Origin of the sequence: Enorma massiliensis phI (genome assembly GCF_000311845.1) — a bacterium.
GTDB lineage: Bacteria > Actinomycetota > Coriobacteriia > Coriobacteriales > Coriobacteriaceae > Enorma > Enorma massiliensis.
In genome coordinates, this window is the sequence record NZ_HE978575.1 from 318,755 (window position 1) to 333,993 (window position 15,239).

12 protein-coding genes are annotated in these 15,239 nt (G+C 65.0%); 5 read left to right on the forward strand and 7 right to left on the reverse strand.

From position 1 onward, the window contains the following. Nucleotides 1-183: 183 nt before the first annotated feature. Both HGEM_RS08070 and HGEM_RS10615 read right to left on the reverse strand, forming a co-directional pair. On the reverse strand, nucleotides 184-942 hold the full coding sequence (locus HGEM_RS08070; RefSeq protein WP_019128922.1) for a nitroreductase family protein: 759 nt from the start codon (nucleotides 940-942) through the stop codon (nucleotides 184-186). Then, entirely contained in the window at nucleotides 939-1,577 is a 639-nt protein-coding gene (locus HGEM_RS10615) for an ArsR/SmtB family transcription factor (protein ID WP_019128923.1), read from the reverse strand. Before HGEM_RS10615 ends, HGEM_RS08070 begins: the two co-directional genes overlap by 4 nt. 428 nt (nucleotides 1,578-2,005) lie before the next feature. Between HGEM_RS10615 and HGEM_RS08080 the strand changes: the two genes are divergently transcribed. Beyond that, a complete protein-coding gene (locus HGEM_RS08080) occupies nucleotides 2,006-3,157 on the forward strand; it encodes an aldo/keto reductase (protein WP_019128924.1) in 1,152 nt (383 codons plus the stop codon). A 25-nt stretch (nucleotides 3,158-3,182) separates the two neighbouring features. Here HGEM_RS08080 and HGEM_RS08085 read toward each other — a convergent pair whose 3' ends face one another. The 3 genes from HGEM_RS08085 to HGEM_RS08095 all read right to left on the reverse strand — a co-directional run bounded on the left by HGEM_RS08085 (nucleotide 3,183) and on the right by HGEM_RS08095 (nucleotide 7,522). After that, nucleotides 3,183-4,697: an ATP-binding cassette domain-containing protein gene (locus HGEM_RS08085; protein WP_338081893.1), complete on the reverse strand. Its 1,515-nt coding sequence runs from the start codon at nucleotides 4,695-4,697 to the stop codon at nucleotides 3,183-3,185. A 660-nt stretch (nucleotides 4,698-5,357) separates the two neighbouring features. After that, nucleotides 5,358-6,434, reverse strand: a complete 1,077-nt coding sequence (locus HGEM_RS08090) for a hypothetical protein (protein WP_019128926.1) — start codon at nucleotides 6,432-6,434, stop codon at nucleotides 5,358-5,360. Then, nucleotides 6,434-7,522, reverse strand: a complete 1,089-nt coding sequence (locus HGEM_RS08095; RefSeq protein WP_019128927.1) for a hypothetical protein — start codon at nucleotides 7,520-7,522, stop codon at nucleotides 6,434-6,436. Before HGEM_RS08095 ends, HGEM_RS08090 begins: the two co-directional genes overlap by 1 nt. Before the next feature lie 574 nt (nucleotides 7,523-8,096). On the opposite strand from HGEM_RS08095, the gene HGEM_RS08100 reads away from it, so the two are divergent. Next, nucleotides 8,097-9,311 carry an iron-containing alcohol dehydrogenase gene (locus tag HGEM_RS08100; protein WP_019128928.1) on the forward strand — a complete coding sequence of 405 codons (1,215 nt, stop codon included), beginning with the start codon at nucleotides 8,097-8,099 and terminating at the stop codon, nucleotides 9,309-9,311. 92 nt (nucleotides 9,312-9,403) lie between these two features. Here HGEM_RS08100 and HGEM_RS08105 read toward each other — a convergent pair whose 3' ends face one another. Both HGEM_RS08105 and HGEM_RS08110 read right to left on the reverse strand, forming a co-directional pair. Then, nucleotides 9,404-10,480 (reverse strand): M24 family metallopeptidase, encoded by a 1,077-nt coding sequence (locus HGEM_RS08105; protein ID WP_019128929.1) that lies wholly within the window; start codon nucleotides 10,478-10,480, stop codon nucleotides 9,404-9,406. Nucleotides 10,481-10,526: 46 nt separating this feature from the next. Beyond that, nucleotides 10,527-11,216 (reverse strand): LysR family transcriptional regulator, encoded by a 690-nt coding sequence (locus HGEM_RS08110; RefSeq protein WP_019128930.1) that lies wholly within the window; start codon nucleotides 11,214-11,216, stop codon nucleotides 10,527-10,529. Between the two features lie 234 nt (nucleotides 11,217-11,450). On the opposite strand from HGEM_RS08110, the gene HGEM_RS08115 reads away from it, so the two are divergent. From HGEM_RS08115 to gatB, 3 genes are read left to right on the forward strand one after another with little or no spacing between them, the layout of a single operon-like run. Next, on the forward strand, nucleotides 11,451-11,756 hold the full coding sequence (locus tag HGEM_RS08115) for an Asp-tRNA(Asn)/Glu-tRNA(Gln) amidotransferase subunit GatC (protein ID WP_019128931.1): 306 nt from the start codon (nucleotides 11,451-11,453) through the stop codon (nucleotides 11,754-11,756). After that, nucleotides 11,756-13,306, forward strand: coding sequence for an Asp-tRNA(Asn)/Glu-tRNA(Gln) amidotransferase subunit GatA (gene gatA, locus HGEM_RS08120; protein ID WP_019128932.1), 1,551 nt, complete (start codon nucleotides 11,756-11,758; stop codon nucleotides 13,304-13,306). Before HGEM_RS08115 ends, gatA begins: the two co-directional genes overlap by 1 nt. Beyond that, nucleotides 13,303-15,084, forward strand: coding sequence for an Asp-tRNA(Asn)/Glu-tRNA(Gln) amidotransferase subunit GatB (gene gatB / locus HGEM_RS08125; RefSeq protein ID WP_019128933.1), 1,782 nt, complete (start codon nucleotides 13,303-13,305; stop codon nucleotides 15,082-15,084). Before gatA ends, gatB begins: the two co-directional genes overlap by 4 nt. Nucleotides 15,085-15,239 lie beyond the last annotated feature (155 nt).

Sequence of the window (15,239 nt, forward strand, 5' to 3'; positions counted from 1 at the left end):
CGGGGCCTTCGCCGCTGCGCCGAGGCCAGCTTTCCGGCCACGAATTGGAAGAGTGGGGCTTTCTACGGCGGCAAGGGCTTTGGGTGTGTCGACCGTGCCCCTGCGTCTTCAGTGCTCGGCGCTGTTTTCGAGCCGCTTGTTGGCGCATGTCCGAGCGACCATCATCGTTTGGTTAACGGTCGCTCAGGCAAAGGACCAATCACGAGAGACGCTGTTGGCACCAAGCTCGAAGTGCAGCTTAGCGATGCCAAGGTCGATGTGCCCGCATGAGACGGCGGGCAGCGCCCGGGCGTGCACGGCGTGTTCGTCGGCGGCAAGCTCGAAGCGAAAGCGCTGCTGGTTGACGGCGGTGGGGGCGAGCTGAGCAGCCTCGAGACCAGCAGCGAACCAGGCGGGCGCCGTAGCGAGTTCCGAGCCGGCGGCCGTTCGGCCAAGCTTCTCGATCGGCTTTACCTTATGCGCAGCGCCGGTCTTTTCGCCATATCCGAGCGCGATGCAGCAGACGAACTTCTCGCCCGCCGCCACGCGCGCGGCACTTGCCTTCTTGCTATACGTGAGCGCCACCCAGCAGGTATTGAGTCCGAGTTCTTGCGCGAGTAGCACGAGCCGTTCGCCCGCATAGCCGCACGCCTCATCGAGGCCGGGGCGCGTGGGTCCTACGAGCGCGATGTGGTTGCGCACGTTGCGAAACGACCCGTAGTGTGCGAGCCGGCCGTCGAATGCCTCGGGGTTGTCGAGGCAGAGTTGGATGGAAAGGCCGAGCCGCTCGTTCAGAGCGTCGGCCTCGGCCTGCAGCTGCGCGACGGCACCTTCCTCGATGGGCCGGTCAGTGAAGCTTCGCACTGAGTGGCGCGCGGCGAGGAGACTCATGAGGTCGGTGCGGTTGAGCGTGGCGATGTGTCGGTCGAAGGGGCTGGGCGGCGTGACGGTCGGTGCGGTCATGCGGGTTCCTTTCTGGAGATGGCCGAATGGGGTGAGGGGGATGAGCCTGCGGCAGGGGATGGGCCTGCGGTGGAAAGCTCCGCGGTGGAGGATGAGCCCGCGGAGGAGGATCCTGCGGCGGCGAAGGTCGCTGAAGTGGGGGATTTCGCGGCAGAGCGCGTCGCGGTGGAGGGCCCTGCAGCGGGAGAAGGGTTCGTGGCAGCGCGGCTGTCTGTGGCAGGGGAAGGGTCGGAGCCGGATTCGCTACACGCGTGCTTCCCGGCTTCTGCCCGCGCATCAAGTTCTTGGACGAGGCGTACGAATTGCTCAGCATGCGCGGTCACGCGAGCGAGCTGCGCCCAACGGTCGAGGCGAGCGCTTGCGTGGTAGTAGTTCTTCGTTCCCTGCTGATAATGATCGACGAGGCCAGCGTCCTGCAGAACCTTGAGATGGTGCGAAGTCGCGGGGTGCGAAAGCCGTGCAAGTTTGGCAAGATCGCCTACGCGCACGCCGCCGGGGTGCTCGAGCAGCGCCACGAAAATGAGCTGGCGATTCTCGTTGCCGAGCGCTACAAGCATGTTCCGGCAAGCGCTGAACTCGCGCGCGAGCTGCTGCATGGAACGCGCCGCTGCTTGCGAGCCGCAGATATCGCTCATGGCGCCTCCCTTGCTCGGACGTTTATGCGGTACCGTTCAATGGTTCACAAAAGCGAATCGTTCACCGCATTGTGGGGCATCGGGTGCACGTTGTCATCATCGGGAAAGAAAAACGAGACCAATGAATGGCTATCGGGGAAGGCATTGCGGCAGGAATGCGTTCGGTCATACCGTATTCCCGCGAAACCCTGCGCTGGCCTACTGTTCGTGCGATTCGTGGTTTGCGTGTTATCACAACGCACTATTCACAGCGGACCCGTCAGCTGTTGTCCGCACCAGCATCTATACTTACATTTAGAGGGACATGCGAAGCAGCAGCGACCGCGTGCCGTCGCCCATGCGTTATCGGCGCCGGTGTTTGTGCTGGTAGCGCTGCTTGCGGCAGGCATGGATGTCGCCGTCTGCTTCGTCAACAAGGGGAGGGCATCATGCAGTACCGCACGCTTGGCAACACAGGGCTCAAGGTCAGCGAGATCGGCTTTGGCGGCGAATGGATGGACGGCACGCTCGAGGAAACGATCGCCGTCACGCGCGCCTGCGAGGATGCGGGCATCAACATCCTCGATTGTTGGATGCCCGACCCCACGCGCCGCTCCAACCTGGGCGACGCGCTTCAGGAGCTCGGCAGTCGCGAGCGCTGGATTATCCAAGGGCACCTCGGCTCCACGTGGCAGGGCGAGCAATACGTGCGCACGCGCGACCTCGACCAGGTCAAGCCCGCCTTCGAGGACCTGCTTCAGCGCTTCCATACCGACTACATGGACCTTGGCATGATTCACTACGTGGATAAGGTCGAGGAGTTCGAGCAGATTATGGCCGGCCCGTTCTGGGGCTACGTGCAGGAGCTCAAGCAGACCGGTACCATCCACCACGTCGGCCTTTCCACCCACAATCCAGCGGTGGCCAAGCTCGCGGCGGCCGAGCCGGGCATCGAGATGATGCTCTTCTCTGTGAACCCGGCGTTCGACATGATGCCCGCGAGCGATAACCTCGACGACCTCTTCGGCGATTACAGCGACGAGAGCCTCGACGGCATCAACCCCGATCGCGCGGAGCTCTATGCGCTCGCCGAGCAGGCGGGCACGGGCATTACGGTCATGAAGGGCTACGCGGGCGGCCGCCTGCTCGACGCCGCGACCTCGCCGTTCGGCGTCGCGCTCACACCGGTGCAGTGCATCCACTACGCGCTCACTCGCCCGGCGGTGGCGAGCATCATGGTCGGTTTCACCACGCCGGAGCACGTGGCCGAGGCCGTGGCGTACGAGACGGCAGGGCCCGAGGAGCGCGACTACGCAAGCGTGCTTGCCGGTGCGCCGCGCCACGCCTACTACGGGCAGTGCACGTACTGCGGCCACTGTGCGCCGTGTCCCAAGGGCATCGACATCCCCACGGTCAATAAGTTTTACGACCTCGCGGCCATGCAGGCGGAGGTGCCGGATTCCGTGCGCGAGCACTACCGTGCGCTTGATGTGCGCGCCGACGCGTGCATCGCCTGTCATGCGTGCGAGGGTCGTTGCCCCTTCGGCGTGAAAGTGGCCGAGAAGATGGCGCAGGCGGCGGAGCTTTTCGGCCGCTGGTAGCTCGATGGGTGAGGCTAGCTCGGTTTTACCGCTCCGAGACGGCGCCGCCCTCGACGCGCCACGTGCGCGCGGTGCAGGCACGCAGAAACGCATGGTCGTGGCTTACGAGCAGCAGCGCGCCGGGGTACGCGGCAAGCGCCCGCTCGAGGGCCTCGACCGAATGAAGGTCTAAGTGGTTGGTGGGCTCATCCATGATGATGAGCTCGGGCGCGCGCAGCATTCCAAGCGCTAGCATAAGTTTGCGCAGCTCGCCGGGGCTTGTTCTTCCGCCTTCGAGGATGCGGTCCGGTTCGGAGTTGAGCTGTGCCACGGTCGAGAGCACGCGTCCGCGCTCGGCGGGGGATAGTTCGGCCACGCGCCGCACAACGCGTTGCCGCTCTTCGGTTGTCAGTTCCTGCGGAATATCAAGGACGGCGAGGTCGGCGGCGATGCGAGGCTTCAGATAGCGCAGGAGCGTGCTTTTGCCCGCGCCGTTCGGCCCCACGATGCCGATATGGTCGGTGTTGCCCACGAACAGGCGCGGCACCGTGAGCACGCTGGGCCCGCAGGGTATTTCGGTCGCGTCGATGCGCAGAAGCGTCTTGCGCGGGCTCGGCCGCGCTTCGAGCCAGAGGTCGCCGTCGTAGCGCTTTTCGATGCGCGCTTGGTCGAGGCGGTCGCGCGCGGCGGCAACCCGTGCGTCCATTTGAGCGGAGAGCCTGCCCCGCGCGCCGTCCTGCCCGGTGAACTTGGCAAGGTCGATCTTACCCTTAGCGGAATGGTCCTTCGGGTCGAGGTGGCGTTTAGAGAGGCGCGCCTGCGCCCGCGCGGCTTCGTGCGCTCGGGCATCCTTTTCGGCAGCGAGGCGCGCCAACTGGGTTTTTGCCGCCTGTCGCTCTCTTTGGTTTGCCGTCCGTTCACGCTCTGCCTGTGCATGCGCTGCCGTGTAGCCGCCGGGCCGCCCAATGAGCTTGCCCGCTTCGAACGAGATGCAGCGGTCCGCGAGCGCATCGAGTAGGTCGCGGTCGTGGCTCACGAGGATACCCACGCCGGTGAAGCTGCGGAGCGCTTGGGCGAGTTCCTCGCGGGCTTCGTGATCGATATGGTTGGTCGGCTCGTCGAGCACGAGCGCGTCGGGTCGCTGCCAAAGCGCAACGGCGACCTGCAGCTTTTTGCGCTCGCCATGCGAGAGCTCGTCGAAGCGCCAGGGCATCTCGTCGTCCAGATGAAAGATCTCTCGCAACCGCCGCGCTTCGCGTCCATAGTCGAGGGCAAAGTCTGCGAGCGCGTCGGGTGGGGTGTCCGTTTCTTGGGGGCAGAGCACGCAGAAGAGGCCTCCCGTCACGCTGCCAGAGTCAGGCTTGAGCGCGCCAACCGCAATGCGCGCGAGCGTGGTCTTGCCGCAACCGTTGTCGCCCAGAAGGCCGCTCCAGCCTTGTGGGAAGGTGACATTTACGTTGTTCAGGATGGGTTCCGTGGCGCCAGGATAGGCGTAGCGCACGTTCGAAAGGGTAATCTGCATTGGCATGTCTTCCTGGTAGGGCGTCGTGCTCGGTGCCATGGGACTCTTGGCGAACCGGTGTGGCCGCGGGTTGCGACGCCACAGTGCGGCTGCCGGCTACGAGCGCCAAATGAATAAGTGGTTGAACATGTCTAGCAGATGCGCACGGTACCTCGTTCCTCCTCGCCGGACCGATGGCGTCGCCACACGCGCTGCAGGGCCTCATGCCCTACTCGGTCAACGGCGCCAGTATACGGCCCTTCCCGCTCGCGCGCAATGCCAAAACTGTCGAATGGGGCTGCCTCCATTTGACATGCTTGTTGCCATTTTTCGATGCCGGTCCGTTGCCGCTTTTCAATAAACTTTCATGCCGAAGTACGCAGTAAGGGACTGAAATCTCTTTCTTATTGCGTAATTCGGCATGAAAGTTTATATGAGAGGTTGGCCTGGCGTCACGTTGAACGCGTTTCGTCTGCCTGCGGTCTGCCGTGGCACTCGTTTGCACCGTAGCGTCCGTCCATGCCATGCGTATCAGTTTTATATTCACTCTTGCCTTGCGATTGAAAAGTTTCAAGCAGGGAGTGGCAGCGTAGAGGTGCCTAGAGTGAAGAGCTGCTTGGGCGGGTGCCGGAGCGCGATGGAGGTCTTCGCGCTTCAGGCCAAATGAAGGGGACCGGGCGAACGGCGGGCGTGCGGCGAACTCGCCGCAGAAAGCACCTGTTAGAACCCGTTGCGGTTGGCGAAGCGCTCTGATTCGTCGTAGACGCCGTCAACGGATTCCGCCCAGGGAATGAAGTCGGGCGTGTCGACGATGATGCCGTCGGCGTCCCATGCCGCTTGGTGAGAGAGGTCCCAGGCTTCGCGCGGTTGCGGGCGCACGGGCAGGTACGGTGCCATGTAGGTGGGGTTGAGCAGGAAGAACGCTCCTCCTTCGCATCGCGCGGCAAAATCGCGGAGCGCCCTGCGCGCGGGCTTGCGGCGACCGAGCTTGTAGAGCAGGAGCGTGCGGGCAAGCAGGAACCACGGCGAATCGTCGAGCACCGCGGCGGCGCGCTCGCCGCGCTCCGCCTCGAGTTCATGGGCGAAGGCGAAAAAGCCCTCCTCATCTTCCAAGCGCGCGAGCGCCAGGAACACCGTGCCCTCGGCATGGCTCGGGTACCCCGAAGCCCGAAGCACCAGGCGCGCATAGCGCTCGGCCGCCCGGTAGCGCGCGCTCGCGAGGCACATCTGGGCGAGCGCTTCGAGCGTGTGGAGCCAACCGACGAGCGTCGGCTCCTCGACGGTCAAGACGGCTGTCGTGGTGATCGGGTCTGCGCCTTCGAGCGTGCGCTCCGCCACGAACCGTTCATCCCAAAAATGAGGCGCGTTGTCGGAGAACCCCGCTACGTTGCTCACGAGCTGCTCGTGCACGCGGTGCTCGAGCTTCATGAGCTCGCCGAGGCAGGCGTCGATGCTGATGTTCGAGAGCAAAAGCCCCACGAGGTTCGCGTCGATGCACATGCGGTCGGTTTCGGCGATCTTGAACAGGGCGAGCCGCGTCTCGTCGAAGAGCTGGGCGCGCTTGCGATCGAACTCTTCGTCGTCCGGAACGTCCTCGATGGCGCGGAGGCGCTGCATGAGGTGCTCGTGGGCATGGGCGTAGGCAACGAGAGCCTGCTCATGGGCGCTGTTGGCGTATTTCTCCATGCGCTGCGGGATGTCTTTGTGCACGAGCTCGCGCGCCGCCGCCGTAAGCTCCGGGTGCGCCGCCAGATACATGCGCTCCAGGTATGCCGAGACGTAGGTCCGCGCTTCCATCAGTTCTCGCCTCCGCCGCCCACGCCCCGCGCGCCATGTGGAGCGCGCTGGCGTTTCGCGGATTCCTGAAGGTCTCCCTCAACGAGCTCGTGCGTGGCGATCCACACTGCGAGTCCGGCGTTGTCGGGCGCACCGAGCCCCTCTTGCAGGAGCGGCGTAGCTTCGCTTATGGCGAGCACGAGTTCATCCTCGCTTCCGGGCATCACGTTAACGCGCCCGAAGACGCCGTCGGGGAACTCGGCTTGGAAGTAAAGCGCCTCGGCTGCGTGCGGGTAGGTCTGGAGTATCGAGCGCAGTGCCCGGGTCGCGCCCGCGAAGTCGAGCTCGTGGTAGGCGATGGCGAGCTCGGCAAGAAGCTCCCATGCGTCAGAGGTCTTTTCGGCAAGATGGTGCCGGCGGCGGGCGGGTGTGGGCGAGCGGTACGCCGCGGCGTGCTTCTGACGAAAGCGACGCAGGTCATCGCGGGTACATTCAAGTTTTGCCATGGCGAGCACCGCGGTCAGGCGCACATCGGCGGGATCGTCGGGCGCGAAAGCGAGGCAGTCTTCGGCAGCATCGAGCGCGAGGCGGTATTGCCCGGCTACGAGCGCGCGTGCGGCGATGGCGGCAAGCCAGCGCACATAGGGCCGCTTGCCAAACCCGTTCGCGAATTCCCGCGCATAGACATCGTGGGCGGAGGAGACCATCTGCTCGAGGTCCGCCTCTACCTCAGCCCGGTGGTCGATGAGGTAGCCCACATAGGCGTCGTTCGTTTCGGCTTCCACCGCCGCGAGCATGCGCTTGGCGTCCCAGTTACCGGGGTCGAGCTCGCATGCCTCGCGTAGCTGCGCCTCGGCTTCTGCCGCCTCGCGATCGGCGGTTTCGTCGTCTTGGGCGAAGGGCAGGCGGTAGTCGATGGTCTCGGTAGCAAGGGTGACCAGGTGGAATGACCTATCGCAATCGGTGGCAACGAGGCTCGCCGGGTCGCGGTTGTACTTCTGCAGGCACGATTCGATGAACGGCGCGTTCTCGATGGGATAGATGCGCTCGCGCTGCATCGCGCCGAGGATCAGGCGCAGGCAATCTTCTTGTATGGGGTCGTATGCCATGGGCCTCCCTCCGCGCTGTCTGAGCGCATTACCGCGTGCGCTATGGCTGCTCTCCGCGCGCCGACGTATCTCGGCGCTTCGTATGGTGAATGAAATAGGATAGCACGTACGGGTATGTTCTGCCACGCGCGTGCTTGCGAGCGCGTTTGTGTGAGGGCTTTGGGGTAGTGCTCGCGTTCTCGGGCGAGTTTCGGACAACGTTTGCCTTGTCGGGCGAAGTTCGAGCGCCGCCCGCGTTCTCGGGCGGCGCTCCAACCCCGTCCGATAACGTGCATCGCGCGCTGTGTCACGGGCGCATCCAGCACTGTGCTCCGCGTGTGATCAATTTCAACTCCTCGCATTTCCCGCGAGGCTAAAGACCCCCTCTTTTATGCAATCGACTGAATACAAAATGTTTCCGCGCGGTAGAATGTCCGTTGGTGACAGGGATGAGCGAGAAGCCCGGGGCGGTTCCGAGCTGTGCGAGCCGCAGGTTTCCGGGGAGATTGCGCCCGGTCTATGGTGGTCCTAACGGGGCCGAATGAGCGGTCTCGTGAGTAATCAAGCCGAGAGAGGCTTGTGTTTGGAGGCACATATGGGACGTTTTACCAACCCGCGCGACCTGTACTTTGGTGAGGGCGCCCGTCATGAGGTGAAGAACCTCAAGGGCTCTCGTGCCATGATCGTCACCGGTGGCGGCTCCATGCGCCGCGGCGGCTTCCTGCAGGATGTCGAGGCGGACCTCAAGGAGGCCGGCTTCGAGGTCGAGATCTTCGAGGGCGTCGAGTCCGACCCGTCCGTCGAGACCGTCATGAAGGGCGCGAAGGCCATGGAGGCCTTCCAGCCCGACTGGATCGTCGCCATCGGCGGCGGCAGCCCTATCGACGCCGCCAAGGCCATGTGGCTGTTCTATGAGTATCCGGAGGAGACCTTCGAGCAGGCCATCGTGCCGTTCAGCTTCCCCGAGCTCCGCACCAAGGCCAAGTTCTGCGCCATCGCCTCGACCTCCGGTACCGCGACCGAGGTCACCGCGTTCTCCGTCATCACGGACTACGAGAAGGGCATCAAGTACCCGCTCGCCGACTTCAACATCACGCCTGACGTGGCCATCGTTGACCCCGAGCTTACCTACACCATGCCGCAGAAGCTCTGCGCGCACACCGGTATGGACGCGCTGACCCACGCCATCGAGGCCTATGTCTCCACCGCGGGCTCCATGTTCACCGACGCCAACGCGCTGCACGCCATCCGCGAGATCGTCGAGTGGCTGCCCAAGAGCTACCAGGGCGACAAGGAGGCCCGTCAGCACATGCACGAGGCTCAGTGCATCGCCGGTATCGCCTTCTCCTCTGGCCTGCTCGGCATCGTGCACTCCATGGCGCACAAGACCGGTGCTGCCTTCACCGGTGACCACATCATCCATGGTTGCGCCAACGCCATGTACCTTGGCAAGGTCATCCAGTTCAACGCCAAGGACGCCCGCGCCAAGAGCCGCTACGCCTACATCGCCAAGGAGGTCCTGCACCTCGCCGGTGAGACCGAGGACGAGCTCGTGGCCGCCCTCGTGCAGGAGATCCGCGACCTCAACGACAAGCTGGACATCCCGCAGGGCATCAAGAACTACGGCAAGGGCGGCGTGAAGGCCGACGAGTCCATCATCGACTACGCCGAGTTCGAGGAGAAGAAGAGCCGCATCGCCGTCGACGCCATCGGCGACGCCTGCACTGGCTCCAACCCGCGCCAGCCAACGCCCGAGGAGATGGAGAAGCTCCTCGAGTGCGTCTACAACGACGTGGACGTGGACTTCTAACGTAAACGCTGCAACGCTGCATGCGCGGGGGCCCGCCTCGGACACGGTCCGGGGCGGGCCCTCTTTTGCTGTGCGCCCTGTGGCTTTCTCTGCTAACCGATGATTTGCACGCCCTTGGGGTAGCGGTTGAGCACCTCGCAGCCGTCCTCGGTCACGATGACGAGGTCCTCGATGCGAACTCCCAGGTCTCCCGGCAGGTAGATACCCGGCTCGATGGAGAAGCACATGCCCGGCTGCACCGGCTCATCGTGCGTGGCCGAGACATCGCCGGGCTCATGATCTTGAAGACCGATCTGGTGGCCCAGGCGATGGTTGAACTGCGGACCCCAGCCGGCGTCTTCGATGATGCGCCGCGCGGTGAGATCGATCTCGGCGAAGGTGACGCCGGGCCGCACGATGGCCTCGGCTGCCTCGTTGGCGCGAAGCACCGTCTCGTACACGGCCCGCTGGTGTTCGGTGGGCTCGGCCGTGAAGAACGTGCGCGTCATGTCCGAGCAGTACCAATCGCGCTTGCAACCCACGTCGAAGAGCACCATGTCGCCCGCGGCGAGCGCCGTTTCGTCGGGTTCGTGGTGCGGGTCGGCGGCGTTCGGGCCAAAGCTCACGATGGGCGAGAACGAATGGTCCTCGGCTCCCAGGCGCCGGTACGTGCCAAGGAGGCCCTCGGCGATGGCAAGCTCGGTAACGCCGGGACGAACCTGCTCAACGAGCCATGCCATGGCCTCGTCGTTTGCCGCGGAGGCGGCGCGCATGAGCTCCTGCTCGCGGGCGTCTTTGATGGCGCGGGCGTCGTCGACGGCATCCGAGGCGAGCACGAAGGCGCGTGCGGCCCCCGCTTGCATGAGCGGGACGAGCCAGCGAGCGGAGAGTTCCTTATCGACGCCCAGCGGGCGCGTGGGGTCGATGACCGCCGAGAGCATGGGGATCGGGTCGTCCGTATCGGAATGCGAGACGATGCGCGCCCCCGTGTTTGAGGCATCGGGGAAGAGCCGGTTTACGAAGAGCGTCGGTACGCCGGTGCGGGGCAGGTAGAGTGCCAGCAGGCGTTCGTACGGCTCGGTGTAATAGCCCGTGAGCCACCAGATGGAGAGCGGGTCGACGATAAGCAGCTGGTCGAGGTCGCGTGCCTGCAAGTTAGCGCGCACGCGATCGATACGTTGGGTGTTCATGAAGCCTCCTCGGTGGCAAGCGGGATGCGGGGCCCCCGCTGCGTGTTCAGTCAACGCTGAGTGTACGCCACGCGCGCCGTGCGGTTTGGCGGGAAACCGAATGGTGACATATGGTTGCCGGGCTCGTTGAGCAGTCGGTGCGCAGTAATCGGTTCGCAGCAGAGAGTATGCTGTGGGCACTGCTAAGGATACGTGGCCCGTTTGTGCTGCGCGCCTTTCGCGAGAGCAATCCGGCAGGGCGTTCCATGAGCCGCCGGAAGACCGACGCCGCATCGGGTTCGCCCGCGGGATCGCGGCTCTCGAGCAGCACGTCGACTAGGCCGTTCTCGAGCATCGAGCGCAGCGCGCTCATGGGCGCCATGCGAATCACCGGATCGAACCCCTCGACCTCAGCATTCATGCGCTTGAGGGCAGAGGCGATAAGCTGCGCCTCAAGGCCGTCATGCACGCCGATGCGAAGCTGCTGCGAGCTCGGGCGCTGCTTGTGTTTCAAGCGACGCTCGGCGCGTGCGGCAAGGTCGAGGATGTCGTTTGCGTATTCAAGAAAGGCAAAGCCGTCGTCCGTGAGGCAGACGGTGCGCGTGCTTCGCACGAGCAGCGCGCAACCCAGTTCGTCTTCGAGTGCCTTGATCTGGTGGCTCACCGTGGGCTGCGACACGTGGAGCGCCTCGGCCGCCTTGGAAAACGAGAGCTGCGCGGCCACCTCGACAAAGCAGCTCAGTTGCATGGTGTTCATAGGAGCCTCCCATCAGGCGGGTGTGGGGCTGCATGACGGACACTAAACGCAAATCTCGTTTACTTATATTCGGAAGGGCTCGAGGCACGAGCCGCTGATGGAAGCGCGGGCATGGTTGCGAGGGCTCCGCCTGGCGCGCCCTGTGTTTCCACTTGGGACGACGCGCGCCTCCGGTGGCCGCTGAGCCGAGGCAACGTATAATAGAGCGCATTCATGCAACCGGAAGGAGCGCTCATGGCACTCAGCGAAGACGACGTGCGCGGTATCGCAGACTACGCGCGCATCGCGCTCGAGGGCGACGAGCTTACCGAGATGTGCGCCTACCTGAACGACGCCGTCGCGATGCTCGAGCCCGTGCTCGCCTATAACCTGCCCGATATCGATCCCACGTTCCATCCCATCGGAAGCCTTTCGAACGTCATGCGCGACGACATCCCGGATACCGGGCGCGCGCTTGGCATCGAGGCCGCTTTGGGCAATGCCGGCAGCGCGCGCGACCGCAGCTTCCGCGTGCCTTCGATCTTGGGGGAGGAGGAGTAATGGCTGCCATCGACACCCTCTCTGCCGCGCAGATCGCGGCGGGCATTGCCGCCGGCGAGTACTCCGCCGTCGAGGTCGCTCAGGCTGCACTTGCCGCCGTTGATGCTCGCGACCCACAGATTCAGGCGTTCCTGCAGGTCACGCCCGAACTCGCTCTGGCTGCCGCGAAACGCGTGGATGCCGCGCGCGCGGCGGGCGAACCCTTGCCGCCGCTTGCGGGCGTGCCGTTCGCCATCAAGGACAACATGAACCTCGCGGGCACGCGCACGACCTGCGCCTCCCGTATGCTCGAGACCTACGAGAGCCCCTACACCGCCACCTGTGTCCAGCGCATGCTCGACGCGGGCTGCGTGCCCGTGGGTAAGGCGAATATGGACGAGTTCGCATTCGGCTCCTCGACAGATACCTCGGCCTTCCATCCCACGAACAATCCGTGGAATACCGCGTGCGTGCCGGGCGGTTCGTCGGGCGGCTCGGCGGCTTCCGTTGCCGCGGGCATGACACCCATCGCGCTCGGCTCCGATACGGGCGGCTCCATCCGCCAGCCGGCGGCGTTCTGCGGCGTGGTGGGCATGAAGCCCACGTACGGCGCCGTGAGTCGTTATGGTGTGGTTGCCTTTGGCAGCTCGCTCGACCAGGTGGGGCCCTTCGGGCGCACGGTCGAGGACGTGGCGCTCGCCATGGATGCGCTCGTGGCGGGCGGCTCCGATCCGTTCGATTCCACCGCGCAAGAGGTTCCGGCAGTTTTTGCCGAGCATGTGGGGGCGAGCATCGCTGGCAAGCGCGTGGGCATCATTCCCGCGTTCATGGAGGCCGAGGGCCTCACAGCGGAGGTGCGTCGTGCCGTCGAGGAGGCAGCTCGTGCCCTCGAGGCCGCGGGTGCTGAGCTCGTGGACGTAGACCTCCCGCACCTCGACGCTGCCATCGCCGCATATTATGTGATCGGCCCGGCCGAGGCATTCAGCAATCTCGCCCGCTTCGACGGCGTGCGCTACGGCTACCAGGAGCCGGGCTGCACCACGCTTGCGGCGCAGAGTTCGCTTTCGCGCGCGCACGGCTTCGGCGCGGAGGCCAAGCGCCGTCAGATGCTCGGCGCGTACCTGCTCTCCAGCGGCATTTACGACAAGTACTATTACGCTGCCCAGAAGGCGCGCACGCTCATCACCGAGGATTACGCCCGCGCGTACGAGCAAGTCGACGTCATCCTTATGCCCGCGGCGCCGCGCACCGCGTTCAAGCATGGCGAGATCAGCGACCCCACGCAGATGTACCTCTCCGATATGTACACCATCTCGATTAACATCGCGGGCAACGGCGGCATGACCGTTCCTTTGGGCGTGGGCGAGGAATCTGGCCTGCCGGTTGCCGCGCAGCTTGTGGCACCGGCATTCAAGGACGAGCGACTCATCGCGTTCGGCTCCGCGCTCGAGCGTGCGGTGGCTGCCACGCCGGGCGCATGGGGTGCGGGGGTTGCCGACGCGGAGCGCGGTGGCCGGCTCGGGGCGCCCTGTGCGCCCGCATTCGCTGGGAAGGGAGGTGAGCTCGCATGAAGGAGCTCAGCGAGGTTCTGAAGGACTGGGAGGCCGTAATCGGTCTTGAGATTCATACCGAGCTCACGACGCTCGACACCAAGATGTTCTGCGGCTGCAAGATTGGCCACGACGACGAGCCGAACACCAATGTGTGCCCGGTCTGCCTGGGCCTGCCCGGGGCGCTCCCCGTGCCCAACGAGCGCGCGATCGAGTACATCGTGAAGGCGGGCCTCGCCACCAACTGCGAGATCCAGAAGCATTCGATGTTCTACCGCAAACACTACTTCTATCCGGATATGGCGAAGAACTTCCAGACCACGCAGGGTCCGGTGGCCTTCGCCATGCATGGCCGGCTCGATCTGGAGGTTACCGGCCGCGGCGCCGCAGAGCGCCCGGAGTGCGCGTTCGGAGATGCGGAGGCCGAGAGCCTTGCCAGCGCGAGCGCCAACGCCGTGGGCCTCTCGACCGCGATGTCTCGCGACCTTCCCGAAGGCATGGCATCGGGCGCGGGTTCGTCTGTTAAGCCGGACCATGCCGGCGCCGTGTCGACGATGAGCCAAAATGACCCCGCCCCAGAAGAGGCAGCAGAAGGTGCCACATCGGCGCTGGCGGGCATGAGCGGGTACGACACCGCGAACCTCGCGGTCCCGGTGCGCCACGAGGACGGCTCCTATACCGTCCCCATCCGAATCCTGCGCATCCACATGGAGGAAGATGCCGCCAAGATGGTGCACGTGGGCGGTGAAGAGGGCCGCATCGGTGGGGCGGCAGAGAGCCTTATCGACTACAACCGCTGCGGTACGCCGCTCATCGAACTCGTCACCGAGCCCGACCTGCGCACGCCGGAGGAGGCGCGCCTCTTCATGGAGAAGCTCCGCCGCATCTTCCTCACGCTCGGCATCTCGGACTGTTCGATGGAGAAGGGCTCCATGCGCTGCGATGGCAACGTGAGCCTGCGCCGCCGCGGCAGCTCCAAGCTGGGCACGAAGACCGAGCTCAAGAACCTCAACTCCTTCAAGGCGCTGCACGACGGTCTTGCGTACGAGATCTGCCGCCAGGCGGAGGTGCTCGAGGAGGGCGGCGAGATCTACCAGGAGACGCGCCACTGGGAGCCCAGCCGCAAGCGCACGGTGGTCATGCGCACCAAGGAGACGGCGGACGACTACCGGCTCTTCCCGGATCCCGACCTTGCGCCCTTCGACCTTTCGGATGCCTTCATCGAGCATTGCCGTGCGGAGATTCCCGAGTTGCCGGACGCCAAGCGCGATCGCTACGAGCGCGACTTCGGGATCAAGCGCGCCGACGCCGAGCAGATTGCCGGCGACCCCGAGACCGCTGCGTTCTTCGAGACGGCGGCAGGCGTGGTCGCGGCGGGCAAGGAGGCCCAGACGGTCGCGAACCTCATCGTGAACGAGCTGCCCGCCCATCTTCGGGCCGCGGGTTGCACGCTTGCGGAATCGGGGCTCGAGCCCGCGCAGGTGGCATCGCTCGCCAAGCTGCTTGCCTCGGATGCCATCAGCTCGAACCAGGGACACGAGGTCTTCGAGGCCATGGCCCAGACGGGCGACGACCCCGAAAAGATTGTGGACGAGCGCGGCATGCGCCAGGTGAGCGACGCCGGGGCGCTTCAGGCGTACGTTGACGAGGTGCTTGCCAACTGCCCCGACCAGGCCCAGCAGTATCGCGACGGCAACCAAAAGGTGCTCGGCTTCCTTGTTGGGCAATGCATGCGGGCGAGCAAGGGGCAGGGCAATCCCAAGCTCTTCAACGAGCTCTTGCGCCAGGCACTGTCGTAGGGTTTTCGACGGCCGGTAGGCAAAAGCGGCCCGTTTGCGGCTCTGCAAGCGAAGTGCGGCTCGCCGGCTGCCCGGCAGGGGAAGAGCAACTCGCCGGCTGCCCGGTAGACAAAGCGCTCTCGGCTTTCAAGCGGGTGGGACGATGTCCCGCCTGC

What these genes read in the sequence shown, in the direction of transcription:
- HGEM_RS08070 (WP_019128922.1), bottom strand. Translation starts at nt 942, where the DNA reads ATGACCGCACCGACCGTCACGCCGCCCAGCCCCTTCGACCGACACATC.
- HGEM_RS10615 (WP_019128923.1), bottom strand. Translation starts at nt 1,577, where the DNA reads ATGAGCGATATCTGCGGCTCGCAAGCAGCGGCGCGTTCCATGCAGCAG.
- HGEM_RS08080 (WP_019128924.1), top strand. Translation starts at nt 2,006, where the DNA reads ATGCAGTACCGCACGCTTGGCAACACAGGGCTCAAGGTCAGCGAGATC.
- HGEM_RS08085 (WP_338081893.1), bottom strand. Translation starts at nt 4,697, where the DNA reads ATGGCACCGAGCACGACGCCCTACCAGGAAGACATGCCAATGCAGATT.
- HGEM_RS08090 (WP_019128926.1), bottom strand. Translation starts at nt 6,434, where the DNA reads ATGGAAGCGCGGACCTACGTCTCGGCATACCTGGAGCGCATGTATCTG.
- HGEM_RS08095 (WP_019128927.1), bottom strand. Translation starts at nt 7,522, where the DNA reads ATGGCATACGACCCCATACAAGAAGATTGCCTGCGCCTGATCCTCGGC.
- HGEM_RS08100 (WP_019128928.1), top strand. Translation starts at nt 8,097, where the DNA reads ATGGGACGTTTTACCAACCCGCGCGACCTGTACTTTGGTGAGGGCGCC.
- HGEM_RS08105 (WP_019128929.1), bottom strand. Translation starts at nt 10,480, where the DNA reads ATGAACACCCAACGTATCGATCGCGTGCGCGCTAACTTGCAGGCACGC.
- HGEM_RS08110 (WP_019128930.1), bottom strand. Translation starts at nt 11,216, where the DNA reads ATGAACACCATGCAACTGAGCTGCTTTGTCGAGGTGGCCGCGCAGCTC.
- HGEM_RS08115 (WP_019128931.1), top strand. Translation starts at nt 11,451, where the DNA reads ATGGCACTCAGCGAAGACGACGTGCGCGGTATCGCAGACTACGCGCGC.
- gatA (WP_019128932.1), top strand. Translation starts at nt 11,756, where the DNA reads ATGGCTGCCATCGACACCCTCTCTGCCGCGCAGATCGCGGCGGGCATT.
- gatB (WP_019128933.1), top strand. Translation starts at nt 13,303, where the DNA reads ATGAAGGAGCTCAGCGAGGTTCTGAAGGACTGGGAGGCCGTAATCGGT.